This window comes from Pseudomonas sp. GW821-FHT01A09 (assembly GCF_058986725.1).
The window spans coordinates 12,945-27,581 of record NZ_JBYSWB010000013.1; the positions used below are offsets into that span (position 1 = coordinate 12,945).

General features: G+C 62.7%; 13 protein-coding genes. 11 read left to right on the top strand and 2 right to left on the bottom strand.

Annotated elements, in window-relative coordinates; all coding sequences use genetic code 11:
* Positions 1-39 precede the first annotated feature (39 nt).
* Both AC3WJP_RS16040 and AC3WJP_RS16045 read left to right on the top strand, forming a co-directional pair.
* Positions 40-843 (top strand): Crp/Fnr family transcriptional regulator, encoded by an 804-nt coding sequence (locus tag AC3WJP_RS16040; protein ID WP_493722752.1) that lies wholly within the window; start codon positions 40-42, stop codon positions 841-843.
* Positions 844-1,165: 322 nt separating this feature from the next.
* The gene (locus AC3WJP_RS16045; RefSeq protein WP_493722753.1) at positions 1,166-1,522 is read left to right on the top strand and encodes a Rieske (2Fe-2S) protein; all 357 of its coding nucleotides are present in this window, start codon (positions 1,166-1,168) and stop codon (positions 1,520-1,522) included.
* Here AC3WJP_RS16045 and sfsA read toward each other — a convergent pair.
* Entirely contained in the window at positions 1,486-2,196 is a 711-nt protein-coding gene (sfsA, locus tag AC3WJP_RS16050; RefSeq protein ID WP_493722754.1) for a DNA/RNA nuclease SfsA, read from the bottom strand. The genes AC3WJP_RS16045 and sfsA overlap by 37 nt on opposite strands.
* The gene (locus AC3WJP_RS16055; RefSeq protein WP_493722755.1) at positions 2,196-3,368 is read right to left on the bottom strand and encodes a pyridoxal phosphate-dependent aminotransferase; all 1,173 of its coding nucleotides are present in this window, start codon (positions 3,366-3,368) and stop codon (positions 2,196-2,198) included. The genes sfsA and AC3WJP_RS16055 overlap by 1 nt, the downstream gene beginning before the upstream one ends.
* Before the next feature lie 197 nt (positions 3,369-3,565).
* Here AC3WJP_RS16055 and dksA point away from each other — a divergent pair, with 197 nt between their 5' ends.
* The 9 genes from dksA (at position 3,566) to panC (ending at position 14,517) form a co-directional block, all read left to right on the top strand.
* The gene (gene dksA, locus AC3WJP_RS16060; protein WP_493722756.1) at positions 3,566-4,009 is read left to right on the top strand and encodes an RNA polymerase-binding protein DksA; all 444 of its coding nucleotides are present in this window, start codon (positions 3,566-3,568) and stop codon (positions 4,007-4,009) included.
* A gap of 87 nt (positions 4,010-4,096) precedes the next feature.
* Positions 4,097-4,984 (top strand): tRNA glutamyl-Q(34) synthetase GluQRS, encoded by an 888-nt coding sequence (gluQRS, locus tag AC3WJP_RS16065; protein WP_493722757.1) that lies wholly within the window; start codon positions 4,097-4,099, stop codon positions 4,982-4,984.
* 183 nt (positions 4,985-5,167) lie between these two features.
* The gene (locus AC3WJP_RS16070) at positions 5,168-5,344 is read left to right on the top strand and encodes a hypothetical protein (protein WP_226507069.1); all 177 of its coding nucleotides are present in this window, start codon (positions 5,168-5,170) and stop codon (positions 5,342-5,344) included.
* Positions 5,328-8,282, top strand: coding sequence for a sensor histidine kinase (locus tag AC3WJP_RS16075; protein WP_493722758.1), 2,955 nt, complete (start codon positions 5,328-5,330; stop codon positions 8,280-8,282). The genes AC3WJP_RS16070 and AC3WJP_RS16075 overlap by 17 nt, the downstream gene beginning before the upstream one ends.
* Positions 8,283-8,304: 22 nt before the next feature.
* On the top strand, positions 8,305-9,759 hold the full coding sequence (locus AC3WJP_RS16080) for a sigma-54-dependent transcriptional regulator (RefSeq protein WP_493722759.1): 1,455 nt from the start codon (positions 8,305-8,307) through the stop codon (positions 9,757-9,759).
* A gap of 735 nt (positions 9,760-10,494) precedes the next feature.
* The gene (locus tag AC3WJP_RS16085; protein WP_493722760.1) at positions 10,495-11,880 is read left to right on the top strand and encodes a polynucleotide adenylyltransferase PcnB; all 1,386 of its coding nucleotides are present in this window, start codon (positions 10,495-10,497) and stop codon (positions 11,878-11,880) included.
* A 4-nt stretch (positions 11,881-11,884) separates the two neighbouring features.
* The gene (gene folK, locus AC3WJP_RS16090; RefSeq protein WP_493722761.1) at positions 11,885-12,361 is read left to right on the top strand and encodes a 2-amino-4-hydroxy-6-hydroxymethyldihydropteridine diphosphokinase; all 477 of its coding nucleotides are present in this window, start codon (positions 11,885-11,887) and stop codon (positions 12,359-12,361) included.
* Positions 12,362-12,862: 501 nt separating this feature from the next.
* Positions 12,863-13,663 (top strand): 3-methyl-2-oxobutanoate hydroxymethyltransferase, encoded by an 801-nt coding sequence (gene panB / locus AC3WJP_RS16095; RefSeq protein ID WP_493722762.1) that lies wholly within the window; start codon positions 12,863-12,865, stop codon positions 13,661-13,663.
* Entirely contained in the window at positions 13,660-14,517 is an 858-nt protein-coding gene (gene panC / locus AC3WJP_RS16100) for a pantoate--beta-alanine ligase (RefSeq protein WP_493722763.1), read from the top strand. The genes panB and panC overlap by 4 nt, the downstream gene beginning before the upstream one ends.
* Positions 14,518-14,637: the final 120 nt, after the last annotated feature.

The window sequence follows — 14,637 nt, forward strand, 5'->3', positions numbered from 1 at the left end:
TTCGTTCTCTGGCACCCGCAGTCATAGAGATTCGTGAACATGTATCTACTTGGGGAGCAACCGGCCTATGCCGACGCATGGGTCAATCGGCTTCAGACCATTCCACCTGAGCTGTTGAAGGGCCTGGCCCCTGCGGGCGCGTCGCTGACGTTCGAGCAGGTCGCCGACCTGGGCCCTTTTCTCGATAACGCCAACCTCTACCTGATCAACGATGGCCTGCTGCACGTGCAGTTCAACGAGCGCAAGCTGTTCTACCTGCAGGAAGGCGACCTCATCGGCCTGCGCCAGGATGCTCAGGCGCTGCAGTGCGGCTATGCCAGCGATGGCCCACTGACCTTGACGCCCTTCCGGCGCAGCGAAGTCTTCGAGCACTTGCAGGCAAGCCGCAACGGCCAGGAGTTGCTGATCGAGTACCTCACCGGTCAGTCGGCGCTGCTGTGCGATGCCATCACCCGCCTCAAGCAACCCGAGTTTCGCAGCACCAACGGCTTCAAGCATGTGGCCGCCGGCGACACACTGCTTCAGCAGGGCGACGAGGCCGATCACGTGTTCATCATCATCGACGGCAAGGCCGAGGCCTTCGTCGATGGGCAGAAAGTCGGCGATGTGCTCAAGGACGAAATCTTCGGTGCCATGGCGGTGTTCACTGGTGAGAAGCGCAGCGCCACGGTTGTCGCCAGCGAGCCTTGCACCCTGATGATGATCCCCAAGGACCAATTCCTCAGCCTGGCCCAGAGCAATCCGCGCATTGCCCACAGCCTGATCGAGAGCATGGCGCGACGTATCGACTCGCTGAACAGGCAGCTCACCGGTACCGCTTGCGACACCATCGAAAAGAAATGAAAAAGAACCGTTGACTTAGAAATGAGAATCGTTATGATTATCACAACTGGTCGCGAGATCAGCCGATAACTGGAAGGCCCTTGGTTCGGACTTTCAGATATCTCCTCATCAGGCTAATCACGGTTTTTGACCCCGCATTTTTGCGGGGTCTTTTTTTGCCTGCGATAATGCGCGCCACGCCCAGGTCCTGCGGTGCTGCTGCCGGCCTCTTCGCGAGCAAGCTCTGCTCCCACAGTGAATGCAGTGCCAACGTCGTAACCCTGTAGGAGCCGGGCTTGCCCGCGAAGGGGCCAGCAGCATCTACCTCATCTGGAAGCCGACCATGCATCTGCTCTGCCCATCAAACGACCTCCCTGAAGCCCACAGCCGCGGCTTCGAAGTCAATGGCGTGGCCCTGCTGGCCGTGCGCCGCGAAGGCCAGGTCTACGCCTACCGCAATCAATGCCCACACCGTGGCATTCGCCTGGAATGGCAACCGGATCAGTTTCTCGACAGCAGCGCCAGCCTGATCCAATGCGCTCGCCATGGCGCGCTGTTCCTGATCGAAAATGGCGAATGCGTATCCGGCCCCTGCGCCGGAGAATCTCTGCAAGCCCTGCCCTGCCGCGAAGACGCGCAAGGCGTCTGGCTGCTGCGTACGCCTCAGCCGAGCAGCACCGGCAGGCGCCGATCGATATAGATCTGGCCGGTGTCGATGTGCACCCCATAGGCCAGCACCTCCACCCCTTCCGCGACCGCCGCACGCAGCGCCTCGGCATAACGCGCATCGATCTCCTGCGCCGGCCTGACCGCCTCGACCCCGCTCAGATTGACGCAATACAGCTGCACCGCACGTATCCCCTGGCGGCGCAGGCTGGCCAGTTCCCGCAGATGCTTGGCGCCGCGCTGGGTCACCGCATCCGGAAATGCCGCAGTCGCGGTGCCGTCGAAGCCCAGCGTCACGCTCTTTACCTCGACATAGGCCGGGCCCTCGCCGAACTGCAGGCGAAAATCGATACGGCTGCGCTCCTCCCCGTAGGGCACTTCGCGGCGCAGCTCGGTGAACCCCGCCAGTTCTTCGATACGCCCAGCGCGCAAAGCTTCCTCCACCAGAGCGTTGGCCCGCCCGGTGTTGACGCAGGCCAGACGACCCTGGGGCGTTTCGGCGATTTCCCAGGTGCCTGGCAGCTTGCGCTTGGGGTCGTCGGAGCGACTGAACCACACGCCCCCGCCCTCGAGCATGCAATTGAGCATCGAGCCGGTGTTGGGGCAGTGAATGGTGATCACCTCGCCGCTGGCCAGCTCGATGTCGGCGAGAAAACGCTTGTAGCGACGGATCAGCCGTCCTTGTTGCAACAGAGGAGAGAATTCCATCAGCCTTGCCAGCTCCGCAAGCCACGGGCGATCCGCTCGACCGCCTGCTGCAGGCGCGGCAGGCTTTGGGTATAGGCGAAGCGCACGTGATGGCCGGCCAGATGGCGACCGAAGTCCAGCCCCGGGGTAATGGCGACATGCTCGGTTTCGAGGAAGTGCCGGCAGAAGCTGAAGGCATCGCCGCCAAAGGCGCTGATATCGGCGTACAGATAGAACGCCCCTTCAGGCTCTACCGCAATCGAGAAGCCCAGCTCGCGCAGCGCCGGCAACAGATAGTCGCGGCGCTTGGCGAACTCGGCGCGGCGCGCTTCGAAGATCGCCTGGGTATCCGGCTCGAAGCAGGCCAGCGCAGCATGCTGGGCCATGCTCGGGGCGCTGATGTAGAGGTTCTGCGCAAGACGCTCGAGATGGGGCACCGCTGCTTCGGGCGCCACCAGCCAGCCCAGGCGCCAGCCGGTCATGCCGAAATACTTGGAAAAGCTGTTGAGCACAAAGGCGTCGTTATCGATTTCCAGTACGCTGCTGGCGTCGCAACCGTAGGTGAGGCCGTGATAGATCTCGTCTACCACCAGATGCCCTTGGCGCGCCTTGATCGCGGCGCTCAGGCGGGCCAGTTCGTCCCGGCTCAACAGCGTGCCGGTGGGGTTGGCCGGCGATGCCACCAGCGCGCCTACGGTGTCGGCAGTCCAGTGCTCGGCAACGTGGTCAGCAGTCAGTTGATAGCGCTCGGCCGGGCCGACTGGCACCAGGTGCGCACTGGCTTCGACCAGACGCAGGAAGTGCCGGTTGCAGGGATAACCCGGATCGGCCAGCAACCAGTGCTTGCCGGGGTCGACCAGCAAGCTGCTGGCCAACAGCAACGCACCCGAGCCACCGGGCGTGACCAGAATGCGCCCGGGGTCGACCTGCACGCCGTAACGCTGCCCATAGAAGCCGGCAATGGCCTCCCGCAGCGCCGGCAATCCGCGCGCCGCGGTGTAGCGGGTTTCGCCAGCGGCCAACGCGGCCTGCCCGGCCTTGACGATCGGCTCGGCGGTGGTGAAGTCCGGCTCGCCGATTTCGAGATGGATCACATCATGGCCGGCAGACTGCAATTCATTGGCCCGCGCCAGTAGCGCCATGACATGGAAGGGTTCGATCGCGCGACTGCGCGCACTGTAGGCTTGGGACATGCGGCGTTCCCCGAAGAGGTGTAAACCGGTGATTCTACCTAAGCGCCCGGACAAAGGCTGCGTCAGGCTCGACAACCGGGAGTAGCGCGCCCCGATTTGATCTGGTAAGTTCGCCGGCTTGCAGTCGCAGGGCCGGCAGGTGTCGGAGATGGATCATTATCCTGCGCAACGGTTGAAGAGCGAGAGGCGGTTTATTCATGTCCACCAATGAAAAGCAGCAGAGCACCAACGTTATCAGTGGCTTCGCACCCTACGTCCAGACGAAGGATGAGGAGTACATGGGCGAGCCGATGCGCAAGCACTTCACCAAGATCCTCCAGAAATGGAAACAGGACTTGATGCAGGAAGTCGACCGTACTGTAGATCACATGAAAGACGAAGCGGCCAACTTCCCTGACCCGGCCGATCGCGCCAGCCAGGAAGAAGAGTTCAGCCTCGAACTGCGCGCGCGCGACCGCGAACGCAAGTTGATCAAGAAGATCGACAAGACCCTGCAGTTGATCGAAGACGAAGAATACGGCTGGTGTGAGTCCTGCGGCATCGAGATCGGCGTACGCCGTCTGGAAGCTCGCCCGACTGCCGACATGTGCGTCGACTGCAAGACCTTGGCTGAAATCAAGGAAAAACAGGTCGGCAAATGACCTGTGCGACGTGGAGCGTGCTCACGCTCCACCGCCCTGCCGCCGGGGTCCACCCGGCCGCAATCGGCTTGCTGTAATATTCCCGCCATGACCAAGCCCCCCTATACCGGCCGCTTTGCGCCGACCCCCAGTGGATACCTGCACTTCGGTTCGCTGGTCGCTGCCCTTGCCTCCTACCTCGACGCCCGCGCCGTGAATGGCCGCTGGCTGCTACGCATGGAAGACCTCGATCCACCGCGCGAAGTCCCCGGCGCGCAAGCGGCGATACTGCAGACCCTGGAGCAGTACGGCCTGGAATGGGATGGCGAGGTGGTCTATCAAAGCCAGCGCCACGACGCCTACCGCGAAGTCGTGCAACGCCTGTTCAACCAGGGCCTGGCCTACGCCTGTACCTGCTCGCGCAAACAGCTGGAAGGCTATGGCGGCGTCTATCCGGGACTGTGTCGCGATGCCGGGCACGCCCCGCAAGACGCCGCCATTCGCCTGCGCGTGCCGGAACTGAGCTACAGCTTCGATGACCGCGTGCAGGGCCGCTTCGAGCAGCATCTGGGGCGCGAATCCGGCGATTTCGTGATCCAGCGCCGTGATGGCCTGTACGCCTATCAACTGGCGGTGGTGCTGGATGATGCCTGGCAGGGTGTCACCGATATCGTGCGCGGCGCCGACCTGCTCGACTCGACGCCGCGCCATCTGTATCTGCAGGAGTTGCTGGGGCTGGCGCAACCGCGCTACCTGCATGTGCCGCTGATCATCCAACCGGACGGGCACAAGCTGGGCAAGAGCTACCGTTCGCCACCACTGCAGGCCGATGAAGCCGGACCGTTGCTGCTCCGCGCCTTGCGCGCTCTGGGTCAGCCGCCGCCCCACGAACTCAACGGCGCTGCCCCCGCCGAGATGCTTGCCTGGGCCATCGCACACTGGGATGCCACGAAAATCCCGAAGACAGCCACCCTTCCCGAAGCCGAACTCCTGTAGCGAGGGGGCTCGCCCCCGAAAATCTGCAAGCCTGCAGACCAAGTGCTGACGGAAATCATTTCGGGGACAAGCCCCCTAGCTACAGGAGCGGCAACAGTGCTGGCTTTCGCGTACCATCCCGCTTCTTTTTGTCGCAGCCGATACACTGAAACCGACCCCACAGATCCATTCAAAGAGGCCAGCATGTATATCTACCGTTTGGTCCTGCTTCTGGTAGTCGGCATCTACCTGTTCTCCCCCGCCATCATGGATTGGTGGATCGAGCCCTCGGGCGCCTGGTACAGGCCCTACCTGCTGTGGCTGATCCTGATCGTGGTGACCTTTATCCTGCAGAGCCAACGAGATGCCGATGAGCTTTAGCCTGACCCAGATGATCCTGATCAGTGCCGCCTACCTGCTGGTGCTGTTCTGCGTGGCCTGGATCAGCGAGCGCGGCATGATCCCGCGCTCGATCACCCGTCACCCGCTCACCTACACCCTCTCGCTTGGCGTCTACGCCAGCGCCTGGGCGTTCTATGGCACGGTCGGCCTGGCGTACCAGTACGGTTATGGCTTTCTGGCCTGTTACATGGGGGTGTCGGGGGCCTTCCTGCTGGCGCCGGTGTTGCTGTACCCGATCCTCAAGATCACCCGCACCTACCAGCTGTCCTCGCTGGCCGACCTGTTCGCCTTCCGCTTTCGCAGCACCTGGGCCGGCGCGATGACCACGATGTTCATGCTGATCGGCGTGCTGCCGTTGCTGGCGTTGCAGATACAGGCCGTGGCGGACACCATCGGCATCCTCACCCAGGAGCCGATCAAGGCGCGAGTGGCCTTGAGCTTTTGCGCGCTGATCACCCTGTTCACGATCTTCTTCGGCTCGCGGCACATCGCCACCCGGGAGAAACATGAAGGTCTGGTGTTCGCCATCGCCTTCGAGTCGGTGATCAAGCTGATCGCCCTGGGCGGCGTCGGCATCTACGCGCTATATGGCGTGTTCGACGGCCCTCACGACCTCGAACAATGGCTGATGCAGAACCAGAGCGCCCTCGCCTCTTTGCATGCGCCGTTGCAGGAAGGCCCGTGGCGCACCTTGTTGCTGGTGTTCTTCGCCTCGGCGATCGTCATGCCGCACATGTACCACATGGCCTTTACCGAAAACCTCAACCCGCGGGCACTGGTCAGTGCTAGCTGGGGCCTGCCCCTGCTGTTGCTGCTGATGAGCCTGGCCGTGCCGCTGATCCTCTGGGCCGGGCTGCGCCTGGGCGCCACCACCAGCCCGGAATACTTCACCCTCGGCATCGGTATCGCCGCCAACAGCACGGCCTTGACGCTGCTGGCCTATATCGGCGGGCTGTCGGCCTCCAGTGGATTGATCATCGTCACCACCCTGGCGCTGTCGGGCATGGCGCTCAATCACCTGGTGCTGCCGCTGTATCAGCCCCCCGCCGAGGGCAATATCTACCGTTGGCTGAAATGGACCCGCCGCGCACTGATCGTCGCCATCATCATGGCCGGCTATGGCTTCTATCTATTGCTCGGCGCCCGGCAGGATCTGGCGCACCTGGGCATCGTCGCCTTCGTCGCTACCTTGCAATTCCTCCCCGGCGTGCTGTCGGTGCTGTACTGGCCGACCGCCAACCGCCGCGGCTTCATCGCCGGCCTGCTGGCAGGCATGCTGGTATGGGCGGCGACCATGCTGCTGCCGCTGATCGGCGACCTGCAGGGCTTCTACATTCCGCTGCTGAACATGATCTACGTGCTCGACGACACCAGCTGGCACATGGCAGCCATCGCGTCCCTGGCCGCCAATGTGCTGATGTTCACCTTGGTGTCGCTGTTCACCAGCATCAGCACCGAGGAGGCCAGCGCCGCCGAAGCCTGTGCGGTGGACAACGTGCGCCGCCCGCAACGGCGCGAACTGCACGCCGCCTCGCCACAGGAGTTCGCCACGCAACTGGCCAAGCCGCTGGGCGCCAAGGCGGCGCAGAAAGAGGTCGAGCAGGCCCTGCGCGATCTTTATCTGCCGTTCGACGAGCGCCGCCCCTATGCCCTGCGCCGCCTGCGTGACCGCATCGAGGCCAACCTGTCCGGGCTGATGGGCCCCAGCGTCGCTCAGGACATGGTCGAAACCTTCCTGCCGTATAAGTCCGGCAGCGAAAACTACGTGACCGAGGACATTCACTTCATCGAAAGCCGCCTCGAGGACTACCACTCGCGCCTTACCGGCCTGGCCGCCGAACTCGACGCCCTGCGCCGCTATCACCGGCAAACCCTGCAGGAACTGCCCATGGGCGTCTGCTCGCTGGCCAAGGATCAGGAGATCCTGATGTGGAACAAGGCCATGGAAGAACTGACCGGCATACCGGCGCAGCGGGTGGTAGGCTCGCGCCTGATGACCATCGGCGAGCCATGGCGCGCGCTGTTGACGGGCTTCATCAATCTGCCCGACGAACACTTGCACAAACAGCGCCTGGCCCTGGATGGCCAGACCCGCTGGCTCAATCTGCACAAGGCGGCCATCGACGAGCCCTTGGCCCCCGGCAACAGCGGCCTGGTGTTGCTGGTCGAGGACCTGACCGACACGCAAATGCTCGAAGACAAACTGGTGCACTCCGAACGTCTCGCCAGCATCGGTCGCCTGGCTGCGGGCGTCGCCCATGAGATCGGCAACCCGATCACCGGCATCGCCTGCCTGGCGCAGAACCTGCGCGAAGAGCGCGAGGAAGACGGCGAGATCACCGAGCTGAGCAGTCAGATCATCGAGCAGACCAAGCGTGTGTCACGCATCGTGCAATCGCTGATGAGCTTCGCCCATGCCGGCAGCCACCAGCGCAGCGACGAGCCGGTAAGCCTCGCCGACGTGGCGCAGGACGCCATCGGCCTGCTGGCGCTGAACCGCAGAAACTTCGAAGTACAGTTCTACAACCTGTGCGACCCGGATCACTGGGTCGACGGCGATCCGCAACGCCTCGCTCAGGTACTCATCAACCTGCTGTCCAACGCCCGCGACGCTTCGCCCCCGGGCAGCGCGGTGCGGGTCAAGAGCGAGGTCAATGAACACACCGTCGACCTGATCGTGGAAGATGAAGGTACCGGCATTCCCAAGAACATCATGGACCGACTGTTCGAACCGTTCTTCACCACCAAGGACCCGGGTGAAGGGACAGGACTGGGGCTCGCTCTGGTCTATTCCATCGTTGAAGAGCATTATGGACAGATCACCATCGACAGCCCGGCAGATGAAAAAAACCAGCGCGGCACCCGAATCCGCGTCACCCTGCCCCGTCATGTCGTTGCGACGTCCGCTTTGAACTGAGACCGTCGAGAGAACCGACTCAATGCCGCATATTCTGATTGTCGAAGACGAAACGATCATTCGTTCTGCCCTACGCCGCCTGCTTGAACGGAATCAGTATCAGGTCAGCGAAGCCGGTTCCGTGCAAGAGGCACAGGAACGCTTCTCCATTCCCTCGTTTGACCTCATCGTCAGCGATCTGCGCCTGCCTGGCGCCCCGGGCACCGAGCTGATCAAGCTGGGCCAGGGCACCCCCGTGCTGATCATGACCAGCTATGCCAGCCTGCGCTCGGCCGTGGACTCGATGAAGATGGGCGCGGTGGATTACATCGCCAAACCCTTCGACCACGACGAAATGCTCCAGGCCGCGGCGCGCATCCTGCGCGATCGCCAGGCGCAACCGGCGCTGGCCGCGGCACCGGCCGAACGCACCACTGGCAAGGCTGCACCAGCGGCCGAACGTGGCGGTGCTGGCGCCGGCGAGAACGCCAATGGCGAGATCGGCATCATCGGCTCCTGCCCGCCCATGCAGGATTTGTACAACAAGATCCGCAAGGTCGCGCCCACCGACTCCAACGTGCTGATTCAAGGTGAATCAGGCACCGGCAAGGAGCTGGTCGCGCGCGCCCTGCACAACCTGTCGCGCCGCGCCAAGGCACCGATGATTTCGGTCAACTGCGCGGCCATCCCGGAAACTCTGATCGAATCCGAGCTGTTCGGCCACGAGAAAGGCGCGTTCACCGGTGCCAGCGCCGGGCGTGCCGGGCTGGTCGAGGCGGCGGATGGCGGCACCTTGTTCCTCGACGAGATCGGCGAGCTGCCCCTCGAGGCCCAGGCGCGCTTGCTGCGCGTGCTGCAGGAGGGCGAGATTCGCCGAGTCGGCTCGGTGCAGTCGCAGAAGGTCGACGTGCGCCTGATCGCCGCGACCCACCGCGACCTCAAGAGCCTGGCCAAGACCGGCCAGTTCCGCGAAGACCTGTTCTATCGCCTGCACGTGATCGCGCTCAAGCTTCCGGCGCTGCGCGAACGTGGCCAGGACGTCAGTGAAATCGCTCACGTGTTTCTCAAGCGCCAGAGTGCGCGCATCGGCCGTACCGACCTGCGTTTCGGCGCAGATGCGGAGCAAGCCATCCGCCAGTATTCATGGCCAGGCAACGTGCGCGAGCTGGAAAATGCTGTCGAGCGTTCGGTGATCCTCAGCGACAGTGCGGAGATTTCTGCCGACTTGCTCGGTATCGACATTGAACTGAGCGACCTCGAAGACGAGGAGTTCATCGGCCTGCCGCCCCAGCAGGGTGGCAACAACAATGTCAGTCACGATCCGTCGGAAGACTTGTCTCTCGAGGACTACTTCCAGCACTTCGTTCTGGAGCATCAGGACCATATGACCGAGACCGAATTGGCGCGCAAATTGGGCGTCAGCCGCAAGTGTCTGTGGGAGCGCAGACAACGCCTGGGTATTCCGCGGCGCAAGTCGAGCGTGACGAGCGAAAGCTGATTCGATTCAGCTGTTACCGGCAAAATGTTCGTAATAAAACTACATGAATACAAGGTGTTACCGCACTTTGCCAGACGTAACAAAATGCGATCCCTACGGTAACGAAATTTGTCTGACGCGGGACGCTTCGGATTCATGCGATCCCCTCAAGTACTTGATTTACAAGGGTTTGCAAAAGTTGGCACAGGACCTGCTATATCTCTGGTACAAGAACAACAACAAGCAACGCACAACCCATAATAAAAATAAGACGAATCGACTCACGCATAATAAAAACAAGACGGCGGAGGCGCAGCTAACTGATTCTTTTGGAGAGGAGTTGTCTTTGGGGCTTGCCCCACAGCCAGGCCGAGAACAATAAAAAACTGCACTCAAGCAGGGGCCCGAACTGGTTGGATCATCTCATCATTGCAACGCAGCGACCAAAGCAATCCGTTTGCTCTTGACTCCCGGTTAGGGAGATGGCCCTCAGGCGATGATGCCTTGAGGGTAGGGCATTCAACAAAAACAAGAAGCCCGTCATAACAACAAAAACGAGCATGCAACTATTACTTGGGGAGCTTCGGCTCCCCTTGTGCTGCCTGGCGTTCAAGCGTTCACTCCCCGCTTTCCCCCCTGCCTTTCTGCCCACATGTTTCAGCGTCTTACACGATTCGCCGACTAAATGCTAGAATCCCCCGCCATCATGCAGCCATTCCCGTTTCTGGCTGACCATTCCTTCAAACAGTGCATCCCATGCTGAAGAAGCTGTTCCAGTCTTTCCGCCCTCCTGCGAGGGTTGTGCAACATTTGCGTACCACGCCTGAAGTGCTCAATAGCGGCCAGCATTCGCTGCAGCGTGGCCAGTTCAGCCGGCATGCCGTGGGCATCGTCGAACGTTTGCAGAACGCCGGTTACCAGGCCTATCTGGTGGGCGGTTGCGTGCGCGACCTGCTGCTCAATATCACGCCCAAGGACTTCGACGTCGCCACCAGTGCCACGCCGGAACAGGTCCGCGCCGAATTTCGCAACGCGCGGGTGATCGGCCGCCGCTTCAAGTTGGTCCACGTGCATTTCGGCCGCGAGATCATCGAAGTCGCGACCTTCCGCGCCAATCATCCTGAAGAGGGTGAAGAAGAAGAGAACACCAACACTTCTTCGCGCAACGAAAGCGGGCGCATCCTGCGTGACAACGTCTATGGCACCCTGGAAGAAGACGCCCAGCGCCGCGACCTGACCATCAATGCGCTGTATTACGATCCCGTCAGCGAGCGGATCCTCGACTATGCCAATGGTGTGCACGACATCCGCAATCGCCTGATCCGCCTGATCGGCGATCCGCAGCAGCGCTACCAGGAAGACCCGGTACGCATGCTGCGTGCGGTGCGCTTCGCCGCCAAGCTGGACTTCGGTATCGAGAAGCACACCGCCGCGCCGATCAAGCCGATGGCGCCGATGCTGCGCGAGATTCCCTCGGCGCGCCTGTTCGAAGAAGTGCTCAAGCTGTTTCTGTCGGGCAACGCCTCGGACACGTTCGAGATGCTGGTCGACCTGCAACTGTTCGATCAACTGTTTCCGGCCAGCGCCGAGGCGCTGGAGCACGAGCCCACCTATACCCACACGCTGATCAGCAATGCCTTGATCAACACTGATCTGCGGGTCAAGCAGGGCAAGCCGGTGACCCCGGCGTTCCTGTTCGCGGCCTTGCTGTGGCCAGCATTGCCCCACCGCGTGCTGCGTCTGCAGGCCAAGGGCATGCCGCCGATCCCGGCGATGCAGGAAGGCGCGCACGAGCTGATCGCCGAGCAATGCCAGCGCATTGCCATTCCGAAACGTTTCACCCTGCCGATCCGCGAGATCTGGGACATGCAGGAGCGCCTGCCACGGCGCAGCGGCAAACGTGCCGATCTGCTTTTGGACAATCCGCGCTTCCGTGCCGGTTACGACTTCCTGCTGCTGCGCGAGTCCGCCGGCGAGCAGACTGACGGCCTGGGCGAGTGGTGGACCGATTACCAGGACGCCAACGACAGTGGCCGTCGCGACATGATCCGCGACCTGGGCGGCAAGGACGAAACCGCTGGCAGCGCGCCACGCAAGCGTCGGCGCAGTAGCAGCAAACGCAAAGGCGCCGACGGCGAGTAAGCCCATGGAAACCGTGTATATCGGCCTGGGCAGTAACCTCGACGCGCCCGAGCTGCAATTGCGCCAGGCACTGGCGGCGTTGGCCGCCCTGCCCCACAGCCGCTGGATCGGCGCTTCGGCGCTGTACAGCAGCGAGTCATTGCTGCCCGGCCAGCCGCGCTACACCAATGCCGTGGCGGCGCTGGCCACCGACCTCGCGCCCCTGGCATTGCTCGATGCGCTGCAGGCCATCGAAAACGACCAGGGCCGCGAGCGTCTGGAGCGCTGGGGCCCGCGCACGCTGGACCTGGACATCCTGCTGTTCGGCGATCGGATCATCGACGAGCCCCGCCTCAAGGTGCCGCACTATCATATGCAGGCACGGGCGTTCGTCCTCTACCCCCTCGCCGAACTGGTGTCGGCGGACTTCATGCTCGCCGATGGCCGGGCGCTGCAATCGTTGCTGGATGAGTGCCCGTTCGAAGGCTTGCAGCGGCTCTGAAGACTTGCCCACTGTAGCGAGGGGGCTTGCCCCCGATTGCGCTGGATCTGCTGCAACTGCGCCGCCGGCACGATCTTTCGGGGGCGAGCCCCCTCGCTACAGGGTCGGACTTTGTAGCGAGGGGGCTTGCCCCCGATTGCGCTGGGTCTGCTGCAACTGCGCCGCTGGCACGATCTTTCGGGGGCGAGCCCCCTCGCTACAGGGTCGGACTTTGTAGCGAGGGGGCTTGCCCCCGATTGCAGTGACTCGGCTACAGCTGCGCCGCCGGCATGCAAGCCGGGCTGATGTCGAAACGCAAGAGAAAGCCGACACCACCGATCAGCCGCGAATATTTGACTTCGCCCCCCCTCCTCACGACTATAGGCGTCCCGCGACCATCACCCTGGCCGAGCGGTGAAACACCCCGGGGCAGCTCTTTGAAAACACCACGCCAGATGATGTGCTGCTCCGATCGATGAATCACAGCGTCGAGCATCCGCGCCCGACCGAGGAAGCCCTTGCATGCCAGAGATCACCCTGTCCACCCTGCAGAGCCTGAAGCTCAAGGGTGAGAAAATAACAATGCTGACCTGCTATGACGCTACGTTCGCCCGCACCGCCAGCGAGGCCGGTGTCGAGATCCTCTTGGTGGGCGATTCCCTGGGCATGGTCCTGCAGGGTTACGACAGTACGTTGCCGGTCACCAACGCCGATATGGCGTACCACGTGGCCAGCGTCAAACGCGGCAATCGGGACGCGATGATCCTCGCCGATCTGCCGTTCATGGCCTGCGCAACCCTCGAGCAGTCGTTCGCCAATAGTGCGCAGCTCATGCAGGCCGGAGCCCACATGGTCAAGATCGAAGGCGCTGCCTGGCTCGCCGATACCGTGCGCCTGTTGGCCGAACGTGGTGTGCCGGTGTGCGTGCACCTGGGTCTGACCCCGCAAACCGTTAACGTCCTTGGCGGCTATAAGGTGCAGGGCCGCCTGGAAGCCCAGGCCCAGCAGTTGCGCGCCGATGCGATCAGCCTCGAACAGGCCGGCGCGGCGATGATTCTGCTCGAATGCGTGCCCAGTGAACTGGCGGAGCAGATCAGCAAGCGCGCCAAGGTGCCAGTGATCGGCATCGGCGCCGGCAATGCCACCGACGGCCAGGTGCTGGTGCTGCACGATATGCTCGGGCTGTCCCTCAGTGGCCGCGTGCCGCGCTTCGTGAAAAATTTCATGGCTGGCCAGCCTGATATCCCCAGCGCCCTGCGTGCCTATGTCAGCGCCGTCAAAGACCACAGCTTTCCTGCCCCCGAACACGGATTCAAAGCATGAACACAGTAACCACCGTCGCTGAATTGCGCACCGCGATCGCCCTGGCACGCCGCGCCGGCAAGCGCATCGGCTTCGCTCCGACCATGGGCAACCTGCACAGCGGTCACGCCGCGCTGGTAACTCGCGCCCGCGAGCTGAGCGATTTCGTGGTGGCGAGCATTTTCGTCAATCCGCTGCAATTCGGCCCCACCGAAGACCTCGACACCTACCCGCGCACCCTGGCCGCCGATCAGCAGCGCCTGGTCGAAGCAGGCTGCGATCTGCTGTTCGCGCCCAGCGTGGCGCAGATGTATCCCGAGGGCACCGCGGTGCAGACCCGCGTCAGCGTGCCGGAGCTGTCTCAGGGGCTGTGCGGTGCCAGCCGCCCGGGGCACTTCGAGGGCGTGGCCACGGTAGTCAGCAAGTTGTTGAACATGGTGCAGCCGGATATCGCCATCTTCGGCCAGAAGGATTACCAGCAACTGGCGGTGATCCGCGCCATGGTCCGCGACCTGAACATGCCCATCGAGATCATCGGTCAGCCTACCGTGCGCGCCGAAGACGGCCTGGCGCTGTCTTCGCGCAATGGCTATCTAGACGCCGCGCAACGGGCCAAGGCGCCGGTGCTGTATCGCGCACTCAGTGAGATGGCCGAGGCTATCGCTCAAGGTGAACGCGACTACGCCGGACTGCTGGAACGCCAGCGCAAGATCATCAGCGCGTCGGGGTTCACCCTCGACTACCTGGAGATCCGCCACGCCGTGCACCTGCGCCCGGCCACCGTGCTCGATCATGACCTGGTGATTCTGGTCGCGGCCTACCTGGGCACCACGCGGCTGATCGATAACCTGCATCTGCAATTGCACGCGCAATAACGCCGCCGCTCCCCTGTAGCGAGGGGGCTTGCCCCCGATTCGGTCCACCCGTCGTTCCCAAACAACGGATATCACCTTTCGGGAGCAAGCCCCCTCGCTGCGGATCATGAAAATCCGCTT